The sequence below is a fragment of the Pedobacter sp. Bi27 genome (assembly GCF_918698255.1).
Lineage (GTDB): Bacteria > Bacteroidota > Bacteroidia > Sphingobacteriales > Sphingobacteriaceae > Pedobacter.
On sequence record NZ_CAKKMW010000001.1, the window covers coordinates 938,651 to 957,137 of the forward strand.

The window sequence follows — 18,487 nt, forward strand, 5'->3', positions numbered from 1 at the left end:
TTATATTCTATTTAAATTTTTATTTATTAACCTTTTATTGAATTACCATAACCAACAATGAGTACCGAAATGATGATGGTTAAAATACCCGCCAAAACAGTAATCAACGTTTTTCTCGACACACCTTTCCACTCTTTTAATACCAGCCCCCATACGTTGGCGATGAGAATGATAAAGGCCATGTGCAGAATCCACGAACTGGCGCCATTGCCCATTTTGCTTTCGCCCATTCCGTAGAAAAAGAATTGTAAGAACCATGTAGTACCTGCCAGGGCAGAAAAAATATAGTTTTTTAACAGTGGCGTTTTTGCATTAGTATAATCGCCAAATGTTTTATTCCTTGCATTTAATACCATACACCAGATAAAATTAGTGGTTAGGCCTCCCCAAAGCACAATTACATAAGTAACGTTGTTCTGGAATAAGAAATTACCTGTTTCAGCAGGATTTGCCGCTTTCCAGATGGCATTCGCTGCATCAGCCATTGGCTTTCCGGCTTCAATACCAAAATTGAAACAGGCACTTAAAACACCAGAAACAATCCCCACAAACAAGCCAAGTCCGAATTTATATTCTGTTTTTACCTCCATCCCATGCGGATCGGTAATACCAGATTTCATTTCCTTTTCTTTCATCATACCTGCTTTACCGCAGATTACAATACCAATAACACAGACTAAAAGCCCCAGCAATACCATACGCCCCCAATCAGTGTGTAAAAACATGGTAAAAGTATCTTTACCTGCCTGTGGGAAAAAATCGAAGTAAATGGATGGCAGGATTGAACCCAAAACCATACAAAGTCCTAAAATGATACTACTCCCTAACGATACGCCCAGATAACGAACGCCTAAGCCATAGGTTAAACCTCCAATACCCCAAAGCACACCAAAAAAATAGGTTAACCATAAAATGCTACCGTTGGTACTGGTTATAATTGCCGTAAAATTCGGGATGGTTAAAAAAGCAGCAAGTGGCGGAACGATTAACCAAGAGAAGATTCCTCCAACGATCCAGTAACTTTCCCAGGCCCAGCCTTTAACTTTTTTGTACGGAATATAAAAACTTCCGGAGGCGAAACCACCGAAGAAATGAAAAATTACACCTAAAATTGCTTGCATGCTCTATTAATATATTTGGTTGCTCTAAAATAGAATATACAGTAATTTTAACTGTTATGCACTGTTATGGATAGGGATAATATGGGATTATTTAGTCGGAAGACAGAAGACAGGGTGGGGAAGTTGGGGCAAGGATATAGTTCTGCGCTGATCAGCGAAATCTGCGGGCAATAATGATGTTATAGTTTTCTCGCAGATTGAAGAAATGATCGCAGATTCTCCCCGCCATCAGATCGGATAACTATTTAATTCTTTATTGGTATTTCTTTTCGTTTGGAAAGATTGCTTCACCCTTTCCCAATATCCCTACGCTTCAGCTCGCAATGACGATTTATGTCGCTGGAAGCGCAGAAATCCCCTGAAAAATATCTTCAATTACCTCAACCGACTTGAGGATTTTATAGTGTCCTACATCTTCAAAAGATTTTGAACTTATCGCCGGATATTTATCCAGAAATTCTTTAAGGAATGGGTATGGCGAAATATGATCGGCTGGATCGAATGCCAGAAAATGATTTAAATCCGGACTTAGTTGATACAGTTCGGTCAGGTTAAAGTGGCTTACAGGAACGGGGAATTCTTTGGCAAAGTTACTGAAAAAGATATCCTGATCCTTGATGCCGATGTTCGCCGAATCGAGACTTTGTTCGAAGTTTTCTTTCAGCCTGATTAATGGTGCGATGCTAATGAGCAGATCGGGCGTAACACCCAGCTCTTGCAAAGCAATTACATTAGCCATGCCGCCAAGCGAATGCCCAATGAGGACATCTGGTTGTGCATAGTTTAAGGCAATAGATTTTACTGAACCGGCATATAACATCAGGTTGGAAAATTCAGAGATTGAGCTTCCGTTGCCAGGTGCATCAAAAGCAATGATTTCCAGGTCGTCTATTTTCAGGAGTTCAATAATCAGCTCATAAAAATCTAAAGCCTTCGAAGCCCAGCCATGCGTAAGTAACACTTTACGTTTTCCATTTCCCCAGCTAAAGCAGTTAATGCTTATATCGGCATTGGTAAAATAGGCATCAAAAACTTTAAGGCTAAACTGTTTCGAAGTAGCAATAAGCTGTTCCTGATGCAGGCGCAAAGGCATTTTGGGTGAGTAGAAAATAAACTCACGCATTAAAGCTGCATCAGGCGCTGCCTGTGTTAATTTTAGCTCGTTTACAATTTGTTTTAGCCTTTTCAATTCGAGCTTATTTATGGGTTAAACCAAATGTGATTTTAAATCAGCTGGCGAATAGTTGATTGATTTTAAAGTTTTGTCGTCCGATTTCCTGAATACCAGAAACAGTCCGTCTATTTCTTTGTAATAAGATTCGGTCTGGTCTTTATTTAAGTAAAACTGAATGGTTTCTTCAGCCTCTTCTACCGTTTTGCAGGCTTTGCTCATATTAGAGCGGTGAACTTCATCAAATAAAGTCTTAAATTTTCCACCTAAGCCGAACTCATGGATAGCACCGGCCAAAACATACTGCAGATCGCAAAGGGCATCAGCAACTTCTACCAGATCATCATTTTCTACTGCTTCCTGGAGTTCTTTCAACTCTTCGGCTAAAAGCGAAATACGCAGATTAGCCCTCTGTTTTGAAGGAATAACAGGACTTTCTAAAATTGGATGTTTAAAGGTAGTATGAAATTCTGCAACCTGGTTTAGCGAATTCGTTTCTTGCATGGTGATGTTTGATTTAATCTTTATACAGCAAACTTAAAAAAATCGGAAGAAATAATGGGGAGAATTTATGAACACAGCTGATTAATTGTTGAAACTGGTTAATCGGTTAACTGATTGTTTAATTTCTTTATTACAGAATTCTTAAAACTAGCTAATTGGTTAACCAAAGATGAATCCCAACAATTTAACAATCAAACATTCAACAAACCCGCCTTAATGCCCTCAACTTCTTAATGATCAAAGAAAAATAAAACCCAAAAGCTTTTTACCATTAAGGGATTAAGAACATTAAGATAGAAGTTAACTGGAGATCAATCCCAACAAGTAAACAATTTAGAAATTAAACCTTCAACAATTAACCAGTTTATACAATTAACCAAACTACCCATTCTTCTTCCCTTCCCTAACCACTTTAAAAAACTCTTCTTTATAGGTTTCGCCGATGGGAATCGCTTGGTCGCTAATATAAACGGTATTCCCATCTATCATCTTAATTTTCTCGATAGAGATAATGTACGATTTATGGATGCGGTAAAAAGGCGGTCGGGGCAGCTCAGTTTCCAGCTCACGCAGTGCCTGGTAGGTCACAATCCTTTGGGTGGCGGTATAAACTGAAACATAGTTTTTCAATCCTTCAATGTATAGGATATCTTCATAATTTACCTTGATAAACTTGTTCTTGGTATCACCTTTAATGAAAATAAAATCGTTCCCCTGCGTTACCTGCTGCACAACCATTTCTTGCTGAACGGGTGCCACAGGCATTAAAATCTGTTGCGCTTTAGTAGCTGCTTTATAAAAACGCTCGTATGAGATCGGTTTAAGCAAATAATCTACCACATCAAGATCAAAGCCTTCTAAAGCATATTCTGGATAGGCTGTGGTTAGAATTACCTTGCATTTACCTCCACAGATTTTCAAAAACTGGATCCCGGTTAATTCTGGCATCTGTATGTCTAAAAAAACAAGATCAACTTTACCTTCCTGAACCAGGTTAAGTGCTTCAAAAGCATTTGTAGTTGTCCCCACCAATGCTAAAAAAGGGGTTTTATTAATAAAGGCAGCAATAATATCTGAGGCGTAAGATTCATCATCAACGGCAATGCAACGGATCATGGTTAAGGTTTAGCGGTTAGGGGTTGGCGATTAGCGTGAATTAACATCGAATAGTTTTCAATGATACAAATTATCCTTTACAGATTTAAGATCAAAGTACTTTTATAGGTATTGCCATTGTTCGAAATCAACAATTCATGTTTTTCAGGATAAATCAGATCCAACCTGCGGTGGATATTTACCATGCCCACACCACTTGAATGATCTTTCTGTGCATGGCTGATCTTATTGCTTACCTCGAAACTTAAGCGTTTGTTCTGCACCTTAAGTTTAATGCGCACAGGCTGTGCTTCATCATTTACCACGCCGTGTTTAAGGGCATTTTCAACAAAAGGAATCAGGATCAGCGAAGCTATTTTTTGATTCGCAATGCCCTCGGTTGTAAAGTCGACATAAAATTTGGGCTCAAAACGCATCTTAAATAACGCCACATAACTCTCCAGGTATTCTACTTCCTTATCTAAACTTACTTTTCCATCAGGACTATCATTTAAAGTATAGCGCATTAAATCTGATAACCGCAAAATAGCATTGGCCAGTTGATCGGAAACAGGAATGGCCAAAGAATAAACATAATTTAAGGTATTGTACAGAAAGTGTGGATTGATCTGCGATTTCAAAAATGAAAGTTCAGCCTTCACCACTTCTTCCTTAAGTTTCCTGTTAACCTGTTCCGACTTAAAACTCTGTTCGATACCATAAACGGCAGCAGGTGTCACAATAAAACCAATGCTCCAATAAATATTATCTGTAATGTAGGCCCAGGCTGTTGTGCCATCATCATAGTTATGAAAACCAAGCCATTTTAAATAAAGCACCTCTTCTATTAAATACCTAAGTGCAATAAATACCCCTATGGTAAACAAAATACCACCAATTAACTGAAGTACTTTATTCTTTTTCAAAAATCTTGGATATACCCATAAGTAACAGATGTAGAACTCTATCACTTGTATAAAATTCATAGAGATATTCAAAGCGGCCTTGCTAAAAGTTGTGCCATCAATTAAATAACCACCATAAAAATAGCCTAATACGAGTATCCAGCAAAGAATATGAATAGAAACGGTTTTTATTGTTTTCATGGCCTAAAACTATGCAAAGCTTTTTTAACTGCCTATTTTCTTATTCCAAACCTGTACATAATTATCCCAACCTGTGCATTTCAAGGATCAACACCTTTTGTTGCCAAAAAAAGCATTGGGATAATATTTTAAAGGGTTGGGATTATTTAATTTTTAGGCTGATGCAACCTCTTCATCTTTGAATCGTCAATATAAAACAAACACGATATGAACCTCTTATTTAAATCTGCTCTTTTTGCGCTGCTTATTTTTAGTCTCCAAACCACTTTTGCTCAAAACATTAAGGTATCGGGAACCGTTACCGACAAAAGCAATAAAGCACTCGATTATACTTCAGTAGCATTAATCCAATTACCCGATTCGGCTTCGGTTGCCTTACAAATCACCAACCAACAAGGTTTATACGAATTCAGCAATGTTAAATCTGGCAGGTATTTTATTAAAGCCCTAATGATGGGTTACAGTAAAAACCAATCTGTACCATTTGAAGTAAAAGATATGGCTGTTAAAGTTCCGTCAATTACGCTGGAAGACCACACTCAAAACCTGAAAGATGTAAACATCGTATCGAAAATGCCTGTAATTGATCAAAAAGCAGACAGGGTGATTGTAAATGTAGAACAGATGAATACCGCAGGCGATAATGCACTGGAAGTAATCAGCAGATCGCCGGGAGTAAAACTGGATAAGGACGATAACATTGTGCTTAAAGGTAAAAAAGGCATCAACGTGATGATCGATGGTAAGATGAGCTATATGACGGGCGTGGAATTAACCACTTACCTAAAATCGCTACCCGGATCGGTATTAAGTAAAATCGAACTGATTTCTAACCCTCCATCCTCTTTCGATGCTGCTGGCACAGCAGGGATCATCAACATTAAACTCAAAAGAAATAAAATGCAGGGCTTTAATGGGAACCTGAATCTTGGCGGTGGTTACGGCCGTTATGAAAAAGTTTATGCTGGCACCAACCTGAATTACAATATCGGTAAAGTGAGCACTTATGTCCGCTTAAACGCCGGACACTATAACTCATACAACAGGTTAACTTTAAACAGAGCCATTGGCGACGAACAATATAACCAGCTTAATTTCTGGCACCCAATAACCAACAGCCTAAATTACTCTACCGGTGCCGATTATTTCATTAACGATAACCATACTTTAGGCTTAATGGTAAAAGGCTTTACTTCACCTGCAGAAACCAAGGTAAACAGCAATTCGGTAAATTATAATGCAGCGGGTATAAAAATGGGCGGAACATCCATGTTCAATCCGCAAAGTAACACCGAAAAAAACCATGCAATTAACTTAAACTACCGTTTCAAAACAGATACATTGGGTGGTGAACTGGGTTTTGATGCCGATTATGTTAAATACGACAACAGCAAGAACGAAACCTTTACCAATAATTACCTCGATGCCAGTGATCAGCTGATCGGCAACCCGATCGATTTACGAAACAAAGGAATGGGCAATGTTTCTATCTATTCCATTAAGGCCGATTATAGCTTAAATTTTTCAAAAACATTAAAAATGGAAACTGGCTGGAAAAGCAGCTGGGTAAAATCGCAGAGCGATGTACGTTTCGATTCGCTAAAAACCGCTGGCTGGATTAACGATCCGCGCCGAACCAACGCCTTTTTATACAATGAAAACATCAATGCAGGTTATCTTTCTTTGGATCAGAGCTTCAAAAACTTACAGATCAAAGCAGGTTTACGTGCAGAACAAACTTTGGGCAATGGCAGTTCATCAGGCACCAATACACTGATTGACAGGAAATATTGGAAACTTTTTCCAACGCTATTTATCTCCTTAAAACTGGATTCGAACAACCTCGTAACGGCTGCCTACCGCAAAAGTATTAACAGGCCATCATACAGCAGTTTAAATCCCTTTACCTTTTATACCGATCCCTATACTGCCATACAGGGAAACCCATTATTACAGCCATCTTACGCCAATAGTTTTGAATTTAATTACTCGATTAAAAATTTCAGGGTACTGACCTTGAGTTATTCGGTAAGTAATGGCGCGATGTGGGAAGTGATTTATCAGGACAATAATACAAAAGAAAGCATCTCCAGGCCAGAAAACCTGAACCGTACAACAAATTTTTATATGGCCACCGGAAGTCCTTTTGATGTAACCAAATGGTGGAACAACAGTACAGAAGTTTCTGTTGGTTATAACCGTACCACATCGGCAGTACAGGGAAATGGCTATAATGCCTTCTCGTGGAACTGGTCTGTTATGTCGGATAATACCATCACTTTGCCTAAAAACTACAGCTTAAGCTTGTATGGTTATTACGATTCTCCTTCTATTTCTGGTTTATTCCGCAGTTTAGGGAATTATCAGCTCAATGTTGGCGCTAAAAAGTCATTCTGGAACAAAAATGCAACACTGGCCTTAAAAGTAAACGATATCTTCAATACCAGTAAGTTCAGAGCCAATCTGGAGTACAATAATATTAAGACCTATTGGCAGAACGAATGGGAAAGCCGTAGGATAAACTTAAGTTTTACCTATAAATTCGGAAACATGAAAATCAAAACTGCCCGCAGCAGACAAACCGGAACAAGCGATGAGGAAAACAGAGTCGGCAAAAATTAAGGCTTGATCAAGGTAAATTATTTAAATCGGTTAGCTGGGGATTTCTCAATTTCAACAGTTAACCGATTAATCAGTTTCAACGATTAACGAAGTTATAAAACCAGTAGCATCCAAACATTACAGGCAAAATGGCCAGAATTACCTAATGGAGCAGCGAGTTTTTTAAATCCTGCCTTTTCGTACATCTGGATTGCCCTTTTAAGATCAGGAAACGATTCCAGGTAAATCTCATTATAACCAAAGTGCTGCGCCGATTCTATACTTTTCTCCATAAGCATTTTGCCAATCCCTTTTCCTCGCGAAAATGCCGAGGTGTACAATTTAACCAGCTCAACACAGCCATCAGGTAAACCTTCGGTTGGATAAATACCACAACCGCCAACAATAACCCCATCCTCTTCGGCTAGCCAGTAAGCCGATTGAGGGTGTTCGAAAACTGTAGAGAGTTCATCGGTTGTAGGATCGGTGTAAACCGTGCCCGGCTTGTCGATTTTAAATTCTCTTAAAATCGTCCTGATCATTGAAGCAGTAGCTGCATTATCTTGTGCCGTAATTTTTCTGATGGTAATGGCCATATCCTGTGTTTTTTTCAACAAAGTTAAAAAATGGGCCAAATGCTTTATTAAAATACCAAAACAAAATGCAATCGAATTCGATTTATTAAGTATTAAACAGATTATACCAATGGAAAACGAAGAAAATAAAAAAGAAGCAGCAAAGGGCAACGATCACCCAAAACCGACAGATGATGTACAGCTCGAAATAGAAACCGTAATCCCTTCAACAGAAAAAGAAACGGATAAATCAGGTGAGCCCGCACAAAAGCCCGAAGAAGTTAAGGATGAGGAAAAAGCAAAATCTGGTGATCATAAGGAAGAAACAGCCGCAACAGAGAAACCTGCTAAAGAAAACAAAACTGATAATGATGATAAACGGGATGATATTGAAACCGTTACGCCAAGCGCTTAAGTTAATTTTGGTTAAACCCATATTGCAGCTGAAATAGTTTTAGTATTTTGGCGTTATGAATAACATGAAAGAAAAACTATTGCTTTTCCTGTTTACCATAAGCATTTTTGGCTGTGGAATAAACAGGCAGGCACAGCAGATAAAAGCCCTGGAAGACTGCACCTATAAAATTACAGGTGTACAACAGGTATCCATTGCAGGTACAGATGTTAAAAAGTTAATGGACCAGCAAAGTTTTAGCTTAACCAGTTTGCCTGGGGTTGCATTGGGGTTGTTAAGAAAAGACATTCCTTTAAAAGCCAATCTGAATTTAGAAATAACCAACCCATCAAGCAATTTAGCGGCCATAAACCAGTTCGAATATAAGATATTGGTTAATAACACCGATTTGGCAGAAGGCATTGTTAATCAAAATGTGAGCATTGCGCAAGGGCAAACAGTTACCGTTCCGGTACAACTGGTAAGCAACATTTATGGGTTAGTGTCTAATGGCAATGTCTTTAACGATATTATCAAAGCTGCTCAGAAAGGATCAGCTTCAAAAGATGAAAAATTAGGTTTATTAACCATTAAAATAAAACCAACCTTTATGCTGGGCAATACACCTGTTAAATATCCTGGTTACATTACCATTAATAAAGACATCAGCAGTAAAATATTATTGTAAATACCACCACAAATAAAATGCCCGCTTAGCTAAATAGGTTAAGCGGGCTTTTTTATTAAAAAGCTTTTATTAAAATTTCTTATCAGGCGTCATAACCATTCCCTTAAATCCTTTTGGATCTAACTTTTCATCTAATGCTCTTAGTTCCGCTACCGATAGTTTTGATGGCATTACTGTTGTTGTACTTAAGCTAGCTGTTTTTGCCGCTGTAGTTACAAAATTACCATTTTTAGCATACAGCAATGCATAGGCCAACAAAGTCTCTGTTTCATCACCCCATGCTTTGGTTAAATCTTCGGCTGATTCCTTATCAACTGTAAGGCCAGAATAATAGCCTCCGACGCCAAGTTTATTTTTGGTTTCAAATTCTGGAATATACATATCCACCTTATCTATTCTGATCGGAAAGAAACCTACAGGCTTACCATAAGTTGTTCTACCAATCAGTTTTACATCCATTACCGGTTTTAAACTGTTAATGGTTAACTCACTTGCCGAGGCTGTTGATCCAGTTACGATAAAATAAACCCTGTTTAATGTTAAACTACCTGATTTTGCAAATTTCTCTATATTATCGGCAGCTGTAGGCGAATAATTTAAATCGGCATAAGTAGCGTACTTTCCATTTACACCCGTGGTAAAGGTTTGTAATTTACCGTCATCATCTAACAGTGGTTGGTGTGCCAAAACAGAGGCTTTGCGCTGAGCTGATGTGATCGACTGTAGATAGTTATTGTAATAAGAAGTAAACATCGTATTGCCTGTTTCTCCCGCTGGTGCCACTAAATTAATAATCTCGGTAGCTGTTGAAACATAACCACCACCGTTATAGCGTAAATCAACCACGAGTTCAGTTACACCCTGGGTAGCAAAATTAGAAAAAACCGTATTTATGGCTGCAGAAGCATTATTGGTAAAACTATTAAATACAATGTAACCAACTTTTTTTGTACCAACCGTATAAACATTGGTAAACAATATTGGATTAACTGTATATAAACTGCTAGATACAACAGCTGTTTTTTGGTTGCCACTAATATCATTGAAAGCCAGGGTCACCGTTGCATTTGTGCCAAAAATGGCACTATTTAAAAAATTAATTGCACCGGGATAGGTCAGATCTGTTCTTCCGTTTACACTGGTTATCCTACAGCCACGAGTTAAACCCTGTAATGCTGCCGGTGAGTTGGGATAAACATATTTTACCCTTAAATCTGTAGTGTTATTATATTGAACAGAAAAACCGTAATCATTGGCCGAGCCATTTACATCAGCTTTAAGTGCCCCGGTTTTACCCGTCGTAGCTGCTGTGTAATCGAAAAACGAATATTTGGGCTCGCCAGAATTACTCACATATTCGTATGGCTTTCCTGTTGCAGGATCTAAGGAATATTGTGTCATAGCATATAACTCTGCTTCATTCGAACTAAATCCACGCGGATTAAACACTTCATAAGTTGGTAGCGAAGTATTCCAATAATAAAGTTCTTTACCGTATAAAAAGATAGAATCTTTAGTCAATTCATCCCGCGTTCCGGTAGGTGTAGTAACAACTGGCGGGGTTACTGGCTCATCAGGCGCAGGACTGCTCTTTTTGCAGCCGGTAATGGCCCCAACGCTTAAAAAAGCTAGTGCAATCAGGTAAAGGAATCTCTTATTTCTCATGGAAATTATTGTAACATTATCTTTTATAAACGTATATACGTACCGGGCAAAGGTTATTTGTTCGGGAAGAAACTTTTGTCAACCAACAAACTAAATTTAATTCAAAATATTGTGCTCCTGTGCATATGTATCAATGAATTACGTAAATCTACCGATTAAATTACTTTTCACTGAGATATTTAGCAAATTTTAACAAGATATACTAAACCGGCGTCGCATTGGTAGTCCTTATGCCCCCATAAATTGTCGCCTTTGCACCGCTTAAGTCAATCAAATCTTGCGCAAATTTGTTATACTAAATTATCTGATTTAAAAACCAAGAACCATGGAAAAGATCGAATTTAAAACCACAATTAACGCCACAGCAGAAAAAGTTTGGGATGCGCTGTTTGGCGTAGAAACCTACCCCAAGTGGACAGCTGTTTTTGCAGAAGGATCGCGTGTAGAAACCGATTGGAAAAAAGGAAGCAAGGCCCTGTTTCTGGGTGATAACGGAGATGGAATGGTGGCTGTGATTGAAGATAATATCCCTAACCGGTACATGTCTATCAAACACCTGGGCGAAATAAAAGATGGCAAGGAAGATCTCAGCGGGGATTGGGGCGAGACACTCGAGAATTATACCCTCAACGAAAGAGATGGCAAGACAGAATTGCTCATCGATATGAACATTAGCAATGAATGGAAAGATTATTTCGAAAAAACCTGGCCAAAAGCGCTGGATAAGGTTAAAGAAATAGCTGAAAAACGGAGTGAATATCATGTGGAGACATGAATAAGCATACTCAAAAACCAAAAAAGCCTTACATTTCTGTAAGGCTTTTATTTTTAAGTGGTGCCACCTGGATTCGAACCAGGGACACAAGGATTTTCAGTCCTTTGCTCTACCGACTGAGCTATGGCACCCCCTTTGGGATTGCAAATGTAGCATTCTTTTTTTCAAATCCAAAAAAGGATTTTAGATTTTATTCATTTTTTTTCTTCAAATGTAACCTTATTAAGGCCATCTTTTTGATAAGCAGTAAGATGGGCGGAAAAATATTTTTATTTTGGCTTAGGTATTCCTTTTTGAAAGGACATAAAACCAAAAAAGCCTCTCATTTCTGAAAGGCTTTTGGAAGTGGTGCCACCTGGATTCGAACCAGGGACACAAGGATTTTCAGTCCTTTGCTCTACCGACTGAGCTATGGCACCATCCGTTTGGGATTGCAAATCTAGTGTTCTTTTTTCAAAAGCAAAATTTTTTTTCGTTTATTTCATTCCTGCGCTGATTATCAATTAATTAATTTTTAACGATTCTTAAAACAGACCTTAATCCTTGCTTAGAATGAGTACAAACAAACAATTTTATTATTTTTTTTATGCATGCATAGCAATTTATTTAGATTAATATCCTAATTTAGCGTAACAATCTAATATTGCATGGTAGCACAGATCCTTTTTCTAGTACTTACACTTGCAGCAATTGCGCTGTTTACAGTTAACCTGCGTAAAATAATTCGCAATATCCGTTTAGGAAAACCGGCAGATCGACAAGATCAGCCACAAAAAAGATTAATGACCATGCTTCGTGTGGCTTTTGGTCAGTCTAAAATGGTTGTCCGCCCTATCCCTGCCTTTCTTCACTTTTTTGTTTACATCGGTTTTGTGATCATTAACATTGAAGTATTGGAGATCATGATCGATGGTTTATTCGGCACACACCGGATTTTTAATGGCCTAGGTGGTTTATATAACTTTCTGATCGGATCTTTCGAAATCCTGGCCTTTACCGTTTGGGTTTCGTGCGCTATTTTTCTGATCCGCAGAAATATCTTAAAACTTAAACGCTTTAGCGGCGTGGAGATGAAAAGCTGGCCAAAATCTGATGCCAATTACATCCTCATCACCGAGATTTTGTTAATGAGTGCTTTCTTGTTAATGAATGCAGCCGATGCAAAATTACAGCTTTTGGGCGCCAGTCATTATGTTAATGCCGGTGCATTTCCAGTGAGTCAGTATTTAATTAATATCCTGCCTTCATCAGAAAGTGCCTTGGTTATCGTAGAGCGAAGCTGCTGGTGGTTCCACATTATAGGCATTCTGGCTTTCCTAAATTACCTGCCTTATTCGAAACACTTTCATATTCTTTTCGCCTTTCCAAATACCTACTTTTCTAATTTGGAGCCCAAAGGTGAGTTTACCAATATGGCCTCGGTTACCAATGAGGTGAAAGCCATGCTCGATCCTTCTTTTGTCCCGGCAGAAACCGAACCCGGCAAATTTGGCGCCAAAGACGTAACTGATTTAAGTTGGGTAAACCTCATGAATGCTTATACCTGTACCGAGTGCGGAAGGTGTACTTCGGTATGCCCGGCAAATATTACAGGTAAACTTTTATCGCCGCGGAAAATTATGATGGATACCCGCGATCGCATTACCGAAGTGGGCCAAAATATTGACAAACATGGTGCTGAACATCAGGATGGAAAATCTTTATTGGATGACTACATTAGCAGAGAAGAAATTTGGGCCTGCACCAGTTGTAACGCCTGCGTAGAGGCCTGTCCGGTAAACATTGATCCATTACAGATTATTATGGAGCTTCGCCGTTTTGCAGTAATGGAAGAGTCGCAGGCACCAGGCAGCATTAACGCCATGATGGGAAATATTGAAAACAACCAGGCGCCCTGGAAATACTCTCCTGCCGATCGTTTTAACTGGGCACAAGAAAGCTAGCAATTGACAGTTTTCTGTCGGCATTGAATTAAAATAATAATTACATCAGGTCCTGATACTTGATATTAGATACTAGACAAATGGAATTTAAAGTCCCTACAATGGCCGAGTTGATGGCCGCAGGTGAAGAACCGGAAATATTATTTTGGGTTGGCTGTGCTGGAAGTTACGATGAAAGAGCGCAGAAAATTACCCGCGACATTTGCAAGATCTTACATCATGTAGGCATAAAATACGCCGTTTTAGGAACTGAAGAAAGTTGCACCGGAGATCCTGCTAAAAGGGCTGGTAACGAGTTTCTTTTCCAGATGCAGGCCATGACCAATATTGAGGTATTGAATGCTTACAACATCAAAAAAATTGTAACAGGCTGCCCACATTGCTTCAATACCATTAAAAATGAATATCCGGGTTTAGGCGGCACTTACGAGGTGATCCACCATACGCAATTGATACAGGATCTGATTAACGAAGGCAAACTAAAAGCGGAAGGTGGCGAAAGTTTCAAAGGTAAAAAAATCACCTATCACGATCCATGTTATCTGGGCCGTGGAAATGGAATTTACGAAGCGCCTAGAAAAGCCCTGGAGGTACTTGATGCGCAGTTGGTAGAAATGAAACGCTGCAAAAGCAACGGCTTATGCTGTGGTGCCGGAGGTGCACAGATGTTTAAAGAACCAGAAAAGGGAAATAAAGATATCAATGTAGAACGCATTGATGAGGCTTTACAAACCAATCCACAGGTTATTGCAGCAGGTTGCCCATTCTGTATGACCATGCTAAGCGACGGTATTAAACTAAAAGATAAAGAACAGGAAGTTAAGGTATTGGATATTGCTGAGATTACAGCAAGGGCAAACGGCCTGTAACCTCAGCTTTTAAATAAACAAATAAAGCCTGAACATCGATGATGCTCAGGCTTTACCATATTGTTAATTCTTGATTTGCTATACCGCATCAGATAAAGAGGTAAAAGTAAAATCTCTTATTCTTAATGGAGGTAAAAGATAGTTGGCTTCCGACTCGGCACTAACTGTTCTTTCGGCTATTCCGATTTCATCCAGGTTGTTCAACATAATAATCGGACTCTCATTGAAACGGAAATTTTTGACAGGAAACTTGATCTCTCCATTTTCGATATAAAAAGTACCATCCCTGGTTAGCCCGGTTAGTAATAAGGTTTGTGGATCTACCGTGCGGATGTACCACAAACGTGTCACCAATATACCTTTTTCTGTTCCTTTAATCAGCTCTTCCAGCGTTTTCGTTCCGCCCTTCATAATGGCGCCACCGGGGAAGGGGATCGCTTTAATCCCGGTTTTTTGCGCCCAGTACCTCGAGCTGTATAAATTTTTAACTACTCCTTTTTCTATCCAATTTACTTTCTGCTGCGGCCTTCCATCCCCAGACCATGTTGCCGTTGGCAGTTCAGGATTCCATGGGTCTGAATAAATATTCACCCTTTCATCCACCAGCTGCTCTCCCAATTTCGTCTTACCTCCGGTTTTGCTCATAAAGCTCCGTCCTTCATCGGCCTGTCTGGCATCCATCGAGAAGAATAAGTTTTCCAGCATCACCGCTACCGCAGTTGGTTCTAAAATAACGGTATACTTACCTGGCTCAATGGCTTTTGCCGTTACCGACGACATGGCCTTTTTGGCTGCTATAGCCGTATCGGCTTTTGCGTTGAGCTTGCTAAAATCATTATATCCCCTTGTGGCATAACCAGATCCTTTACCATCATCAGTTCTTACGGTAATGTTAAAAGCTACATCGGTTGAAGTATTGTAGGCAAACAAACCTTTACTGTTCATCATTGCCGAACAGCCTATACTGTTGGATAAAAACCCTGCAGCATTCAACTTACTGTCTATAGCCTGTTTTAAACTGGCCTGTACTGCATCGGCTCTGTCTTTCGGGGTAACGGCTGCTGTAGCCGGAGAAAAGGTAGGCGAATCGGCACCATATTCCTGCGGACCGAGAAAAGGCATAAATTCAGGATTTTCGGGTGCCAGCTGTGCAAGTTCTTCTGCCCTGCGCACTACTTTTTCCAATGAGGCATCATCAAATTCATTTATAGTAGCCGTACCCAGTTTTTTTCCGAAGGCCGAACTGACTACCAGGCTGTTCGCACTTATTCCCCCACTGGTTGATACTGAATTTCGGGCGTACCTTATATTACCGCTATCTGAGCAATTTAGGTTTACTTCACATTGTTCTGCTTTAGAGTAAGAAAGTACTTTAGTTAAAAGTGCCTTTGCTTCTGCTTTTGTTAAGATTGGCATAATTTCTATCAGATTTTTCTAGCGGTGTTGATAACATTAACTTTATTAAAACGTGTGGTTGCCGATCCGTGGGACACGGCACTCACCTGACCAGGCTGACCTTTACCATCGAAAAAAGAGCCTCCCAAACGGTAATCACTTTCATCGCAGATAGCCACGCACGAATTCCAGAATTCCTGGGTATTGGCCTGATAGGCTACATCTTTAAGCATACCTGCGATTTTGCCATCTTTAATTTCGTAATAAAGCTGACCGCCGAACTGAAAGTTATAACGTTGCTGATCGATAGAGAAAGACCCATCGCCCACAATGTAAATGCCTTTTTCCACATTTTTGATCTGATCGGCTATACTCAGTTTGGCTTTGCCCGGCTGCAGTGAAATGTTGGCCATACGCTGAAACTGCACACTGCTCCAGTTATCGGCATAACAACAGCCTTGCGAAGCATTTAAGCCTAATATATGCGCCTGATCTCTGATGGCTTGGTAATTTACCAATATACCGTCTTTAATCACATCCCATTTTCCGCATTTTACACCTTCATCATCATAACCGACAGCGCCTAAAGATCCGACTTCGGTTTTATCGGCAGTAATATTAACTTCCTTGCTGCCATAATTAAATTTTTTAGATTCCCATTTGTCAAGTGTCAGGAAGCTGGTTCCTGCATAATTGGCTTCGTAGCCCAATACCCGATCAAGCTCGGTTGGGTGACCGCACGATTCGTGTATGGTTAACCATAAATGTGAAGGATCCAATACCAGATCATACTTACCTGGCTCTACTGATTTTGCCTTCATTTTTTCACCCAACTGCCTGGCTCCCTGTGTAGCATCTTCAAGCATATCGTACCTGCCTTTATAAAGCGTGCCCGAAGCTGTTTGTATTTTATCCTGTGGCCTTGCATCCAGGTATTCGTATCCCTTGCCAGTAGGTGCACTCAATGCATTTCTCGTTTCGAACTTACCTGTTGCCTTATCTATTTTAGTGATAAAAAAAGTAGGCCAGATACGGTGGATATCCTGGTCGATATAAGAACCATCGGTAGATGCAAAATATTTTTGTTCATTTACTGCAAATAAGATGGAATTAATGTAATCTGCACCACCTTTCATAGCCGCATCGTTCACCGCCAGCAATAAATCTACCTTTTCTTTTACGGGTACCTCAAAGGTATTTTTCTCAATCGGTGCTTTCCAGCTTACCTCACCATATCCTTTTTGTGGCGCCAGCTTTACGGGCTCTCTTAACAAACGGGCATTTTCTTTGGCAATAGTTACCGCCAGTTCGGCTGCCTTGGCAATACTATCTTTGTCCATTTTGTCGGTTGCCGCAAATCCCCAACTGCCATTCGAAATTACCCTGATACCAATCCCATACGATTCGGTATTTACAATATTCTCTACTTTATCCTCGCGTGTAACTACGTATTGGTTAAGGTACCTGCCTACACGTACATCAGTATAAGTTGCGCCTTTTGAGCGTGCCGCATTTAGGGCTACATCAGACAGGATTTTTTTAGCCGCCGGATCAATATACGTTAAGGCTTGCTCGGGGGAAATCTCTTTCCCAAAAACCGGGATAGCAGGAAGCATTGCCGCGGCAGCCCCTACGCCAGTTAAATAAATAAAGTTTCTACGTTTCAAGATGAGATTGTTTTAAGTTGACTGAATATAAGTGTTTTAACTTATATTAAAAAATTTCTTGATCCTTGTGCTGGTGAGGTTGTTATTTTTCTGCTCCTACGTCGGTTTCCGTGCCACAGCCCTAAGTCCATAGCCCTGATCGAAGCGGCATCCCCGATATTTCATCGGGATAAAGCGAAGAGCAGGACTAACATAAAAAAAAGCGAATGGCATTGCGCTCCAAAAAAATCGCCCATATTTTATTTCATATTATATACTACTGGCGCAAGCTGCATCATGTTTAACATTACTGACTTGATGGCTTCTTATTTTAGGAAAGCAATAGCAGTATTCCATAGGCCAATTTCTTCCTGCTCTACCTTCTGCCATGAAAAATGGCATTCGTTCGATCAGGTTTAGTTTAGCCATTTTCTGCTGCTATGTCGGTTTTCCGTGCCACAGCCCTAAGTCCATAGCCCTGATCGAAGCGGCATCCCCAATATTTCATCGGGATAAAGCGAAGAGCAGGACTAACATAAAAAAAAGCGAATGGCATTGCGCTCCAAAAAAATCGCCCATATTTTACTTCATATTATATACTACTGGCGCAAGCTGCATCATGATTAACATTACTAATTTGATGGCTTCTTATTTTTAGGAAAGCAATAGCATTATTCCATAGGTCAATTTCTTCCTGCTCTACCTTCTGCCATGAAAAATGGCATTCGTTCGATCAGGTTTAGTTTAGCCATTTTCTGCTACTATGTCGGTTTTCCGTGCCACAAACCTAAGTTCATAGCCTTGATCGAAGCGGCATCCCCGATATTTCATCGGGATAAAGCGAAGAGCAGGACTAACATAAAAAAAAGCGAATGGCATTGCGCTCCAAAACAAACAATAAGCTTAACATTTAAATTAGTACCCTAATGGTGTTAACAA

15 protein-coding genes and 2 tRNA genes are annotated in these 18,487 nt (G+C 39.6%); 6 read left to right on the forward strand and 11 right to left on the reverse strand.

Going from position 1 to position 18,487, the window contains the following annotated elements; translation table 11 throughout:
- Positions 1–26: 26 nt before the first annotated feature.
- From rhaT to LQ227_RS03685, 5 genes are all read right to left on the reverse strand, one after another.
- The gene (rhaT, locus tag LQ227_RS03665; RefSeq protein WP_131030897.1) at positions 27–1,121 is read right to left on the reverse strand and encodes an L-rhamnose/proton symporter RhaT; all 1,095 of its coding nucleotides are present in this window, start codon (positions 1,119–1,121) and stop codon (positions 27–29) included.
- 331 nt (positions 1,122–1,452) lie between these two features.
- Complete coding sequence (locus LQ227_RS03670) at positions 1,453–2,310, reverse strand: alpha/beta fold hydrolase (RefSeq protein ID WP_230145397.1); 858 nt, start codon at positions 2,308–2,310, stop codon at positions 1,453–1,455.
- An 18-nt stretch (positions 2,311–2,328) separates the two neighbouring features.
- Positions 2,329–2,796, reverse strand: coding sequence for a nucleoside triphosphate pyrophosphohydrolase family protein (locus LQ227_RS03675; protein ID WP_230148258.1), 468 nt, complete (start codon positions 2,794–2,796; stop codon positions 2,329–2,331).
- 381 nt (positions 2,797–3,177) lie between these two features.
- Positions 3,178–3,912 (reverse strand): LytTR family DNA-binding domain-containing protein, encoded by a 735-nt coding sequence (locus LQ227_RS03680; RefSeq protein WP_230148260.1) that lies wholly within the window; start codon positions 3,910–3,912, stop codon positions 3,178–3,180.
- 77 nt (positions 3,913–3,989) lie between these two features.
- Complete coding sequence (locus LQ227_RS03685) at positions 3,990–4,997, reverse strand: sensor histidine kinase (RefSeq protein ID WP_230145399.1); 1,008 nt, start codon at positions 4,995–4,997, stop codon at positions 3,990–3,992.
- A 207-nt stretch (positions 4,998–5,204) separates the two neighbouring features.
- Here LQ227_RS03685 and LQ227_RS03690 point away from each other — a divergent pair, with 207 nt between their 5' ends.
- On the forward strand, positions 5,205–7,619 hold the full coding sequence (locus LQ227_RS03690; protein WP_230148262.1) for an outer membrane beta-barrel family protein: 2,415 nt from the start codon (positions 5,205–5,207) through the stop codon (positions 7,617–7,619).
- 92 nt (positions 7,620–7,711) lie between these two features.
- On the opposite strand, the gene LQ227_RS03695 is transcribed toward LQ227_RS03690, so the two are convergent.
- Positions 7,712–8,212, reverse strand: a complete 501-nt coding sequence (locus LQ227_RS03695) for a GNAT family N-acetyltransferase (RefSeq protein WP_230145401.1) — start codon at positions 8,210–8,212, stop codon at positions 7,712–7,714.
- 91 nt (positions 8,213–8,303) lie between these two features.
- Here LQ227_RS03695 and LQ227_RS03700 point away from each other — a divergent pair, with 91 nt between their 5' ends.
- Positions 8,304–8,588, forward strand: coding sequence for a hypothetical protein (locus LQ227_RS03700; protein ID WP_230145402.1), 285 nt, complete (start codon positions 8,304–8,306; stop codon positions 8,586–8,588).
- A gap of 64 nt (positions 8,589–8,652) precedes the next feature.
- Positions 8,653–9,255: a hypothetical protein gene (locus LQ227_RS03705; RefSeq protein ID WP_230145403.1), complete on the forward strand. Its 603-nt coding sequence runs from the start codon at positions 8,653–8,655 to the stop codon at positions 9,253–9,255.
- Between the two features lie 69 nt (positions 9,256–9,324).
- On the opposite strand, the gene LQ227_RS03710 is transcribed toward LQ227_RS03705, so the two are convergent.
- Positions 9,325–10,920 carry a S41 family peptidase gene (locus LQ227_RS03710; protein ID WP_230148264.1) on the reverse strand — a complete coding sequence of 532 codons (1,596 nt, stop codon included), beginning with the start codon at positions 10,918–10,920 and terminating at the stop codon, positions 9,325–9,327.
- 325 nt (positions 10,921–11,245) lie between these two features.
- Between LQ227_RS03710 and LQ227_RS03715 the strand changes: the two genes are divergently transcribed.
- On the forward strand, positions 11,246–11,695 hold the full coding sequence (locus LQ227_RS03715; RefSeq protein ID WP_230145405.1) for an SRPBCC domain-containing protein: 450 nt from the start codon (positions 11,246–11,248) through the stop codon (positions 11,693–11,695).
- Positions 11,696–11,753: 58 nt separating this feature from the next.
- On the opposite strand, the gene LQ227_RS03720 is transcribed toward LQ227_RS03715, so the two are convergent.
- Positions 11,754–11,826, reverse strand: a tRNA-Phe gene (locus LQ227_RS03720).
- Positions 11,827–12,041: 215 nt separating this feature from the next.
- Positions 12,042–12,114 (reverse strand) — tRNA-Phe (locus LQ227_RS03725).
- 228 nt (positions 12,115–12,342) lie between these two features.
- Here LQ227_RS03725 and LQ227_RS03730 point away from each other — a divergent pair.
- Both LQ227_RS03730 and LQ227_RS03735 read left to right on the forward strand, forming a co-directional pair.
- Positions 12,343–13,638 (forward strand): (Fe-S)-binding protein, encoded by a 1,296-nt coding sequence (locus LQ227_RS03730; RefSeq protein ID WP_230145406.1) that lies wholly within the window; start codon positions 12,343–12,345, stop codon positions 13,636–13,638.
- An 80-nt stretch (positions 13,639–13,718) separates the two neighbouring features.
- Positions 13,719–14,507, forward strand: coding sequence for a (Fe-S)-binding protein (locus LQ227_RS03735; protein ID WP_029277013.1), 789 nt, complete (start codon positions 13,719–13,721; stop codon positions 14,505–14,507).
- Positions 14,508–14,585: 78 nt separating this feature from the next.
- On the opposite strand, the gene LQ227_RS03740 is transcribed toward LQ227_RS03735, so the two are convergent.
- A complete protein-coding gene (locus LQ227_RS03740) occupies positions 14,586–15,923 on the reverse strand; it encodes a TldD/PmbA family protein (RefSeq protein ID WP_230145407.1) in 1,338 nt (445 codons plus the stop codon).
- Between the two features lie 8 nt (positions 15,924–15,931).
- A complete protein-coding gene (locus LQ227_RS03745; RefSeq protein WP_230145408.1) occupies positions 15,932–17,569 on the reverse strand; it encodes a TldD/PmbA family protein in 1,638 nt (545 codons plus the stop codon).
- Between the last annotated feature and the right edge of the window lie 918 nt (positions 17,570–18,487).

What these genes read in the sequence shown, in the direction of transcription:
- rhaT (WP_131030897.1), bottom strand. Translation starts at nt 1,121, where the DNA reads ATGCAAGCAATTTTAGGTGTAATTTTTCATTTCTTCGGTGGTTTCGCC.
- LQ227_RS03675 (WP_230148258.1), bottom strand. Translation starts at nt 2,796, where the DNA reads ATGCAAGAAACGAATTCGCTAAACCAGGTTGCAGAATTTCATACTACC.
- LQ227_RS03680 (WP_230148260.1), bottom strand. Translation starts at nt 3,912, where the DNA reads ATGATCCGTTGCATTGCCGTTGATGATGAATCTTACGCCTCAGATATT.
- LQ227_RS03685 (WP_230145399.1), bottom strand. Translation starts at nt 4,997, where the DNA reads ATGAAAACAATAAAAACCGTTTCTATTCATATTCTTTGCTGGATACTC.
- LQ227_RS03690 (WP_230148262.1), top strand. Translation starts at nt 5,205, where the DNA reads ATGAACCTCTTATTTAAATCTGCTCTTTTTGCGCTGCTTATTTTTAGT.
- LQ227_RS03700 (WP_230145402.1), top strand. Translation starts at nt 8,304, where the DNA reads ATGGAAAACGAAGAAAATAAAAAAGAAGCAGCAAAGGGCAACGATCAC.
- LQ227_RS03705 (WP_230145403.1), top strand. Translation starts at nt 8,653, where the DNA reads ATGAAAGAAAAACTATTGCTTTTCCTGTTTACCATAAGCATTTTTGGC.
- LQ227_RS03710 (WP_230148264.1), bottom strand. Translation starts at nt 10,920, where the DNA reads ATGAGAAATAAGAGATTCCTTTACCTGATTGCACTAGCTTTTTTAAGC.
- LQ227_RS03715 (WP_230145405.1), top strand. Translation starts at nt 11,246, where the DNA reads ATGGAAAAGATCGAATTTAAAACCACAATTAACGCCACAGCAGAAAAA.
- LQ227_RS03730 (WP_230145406.1), top strand. Translation starts at nt 12,343, where the DNA reads ATGGTAGCACAGATCCTTTTTCTAGTACTTACACTTGCAGCAATTGCG.
- LQ227_RS03735 (WP_029277013.1), top strand. Translation starts at nt 13,719, where the DNA reads ATGGAATTTAAAGTCCCTACAATGGCCGAGTTGATGGCCGCAGGTGAA.
- LQ227_RS03740 (WP_230145407.1), bottom strand. Translation starts at nt 15,923, where the DNA reads ATGCCAATCTTAACAAAAGCAGAAGCAAAGGCACTTTTAACTAAAGTA.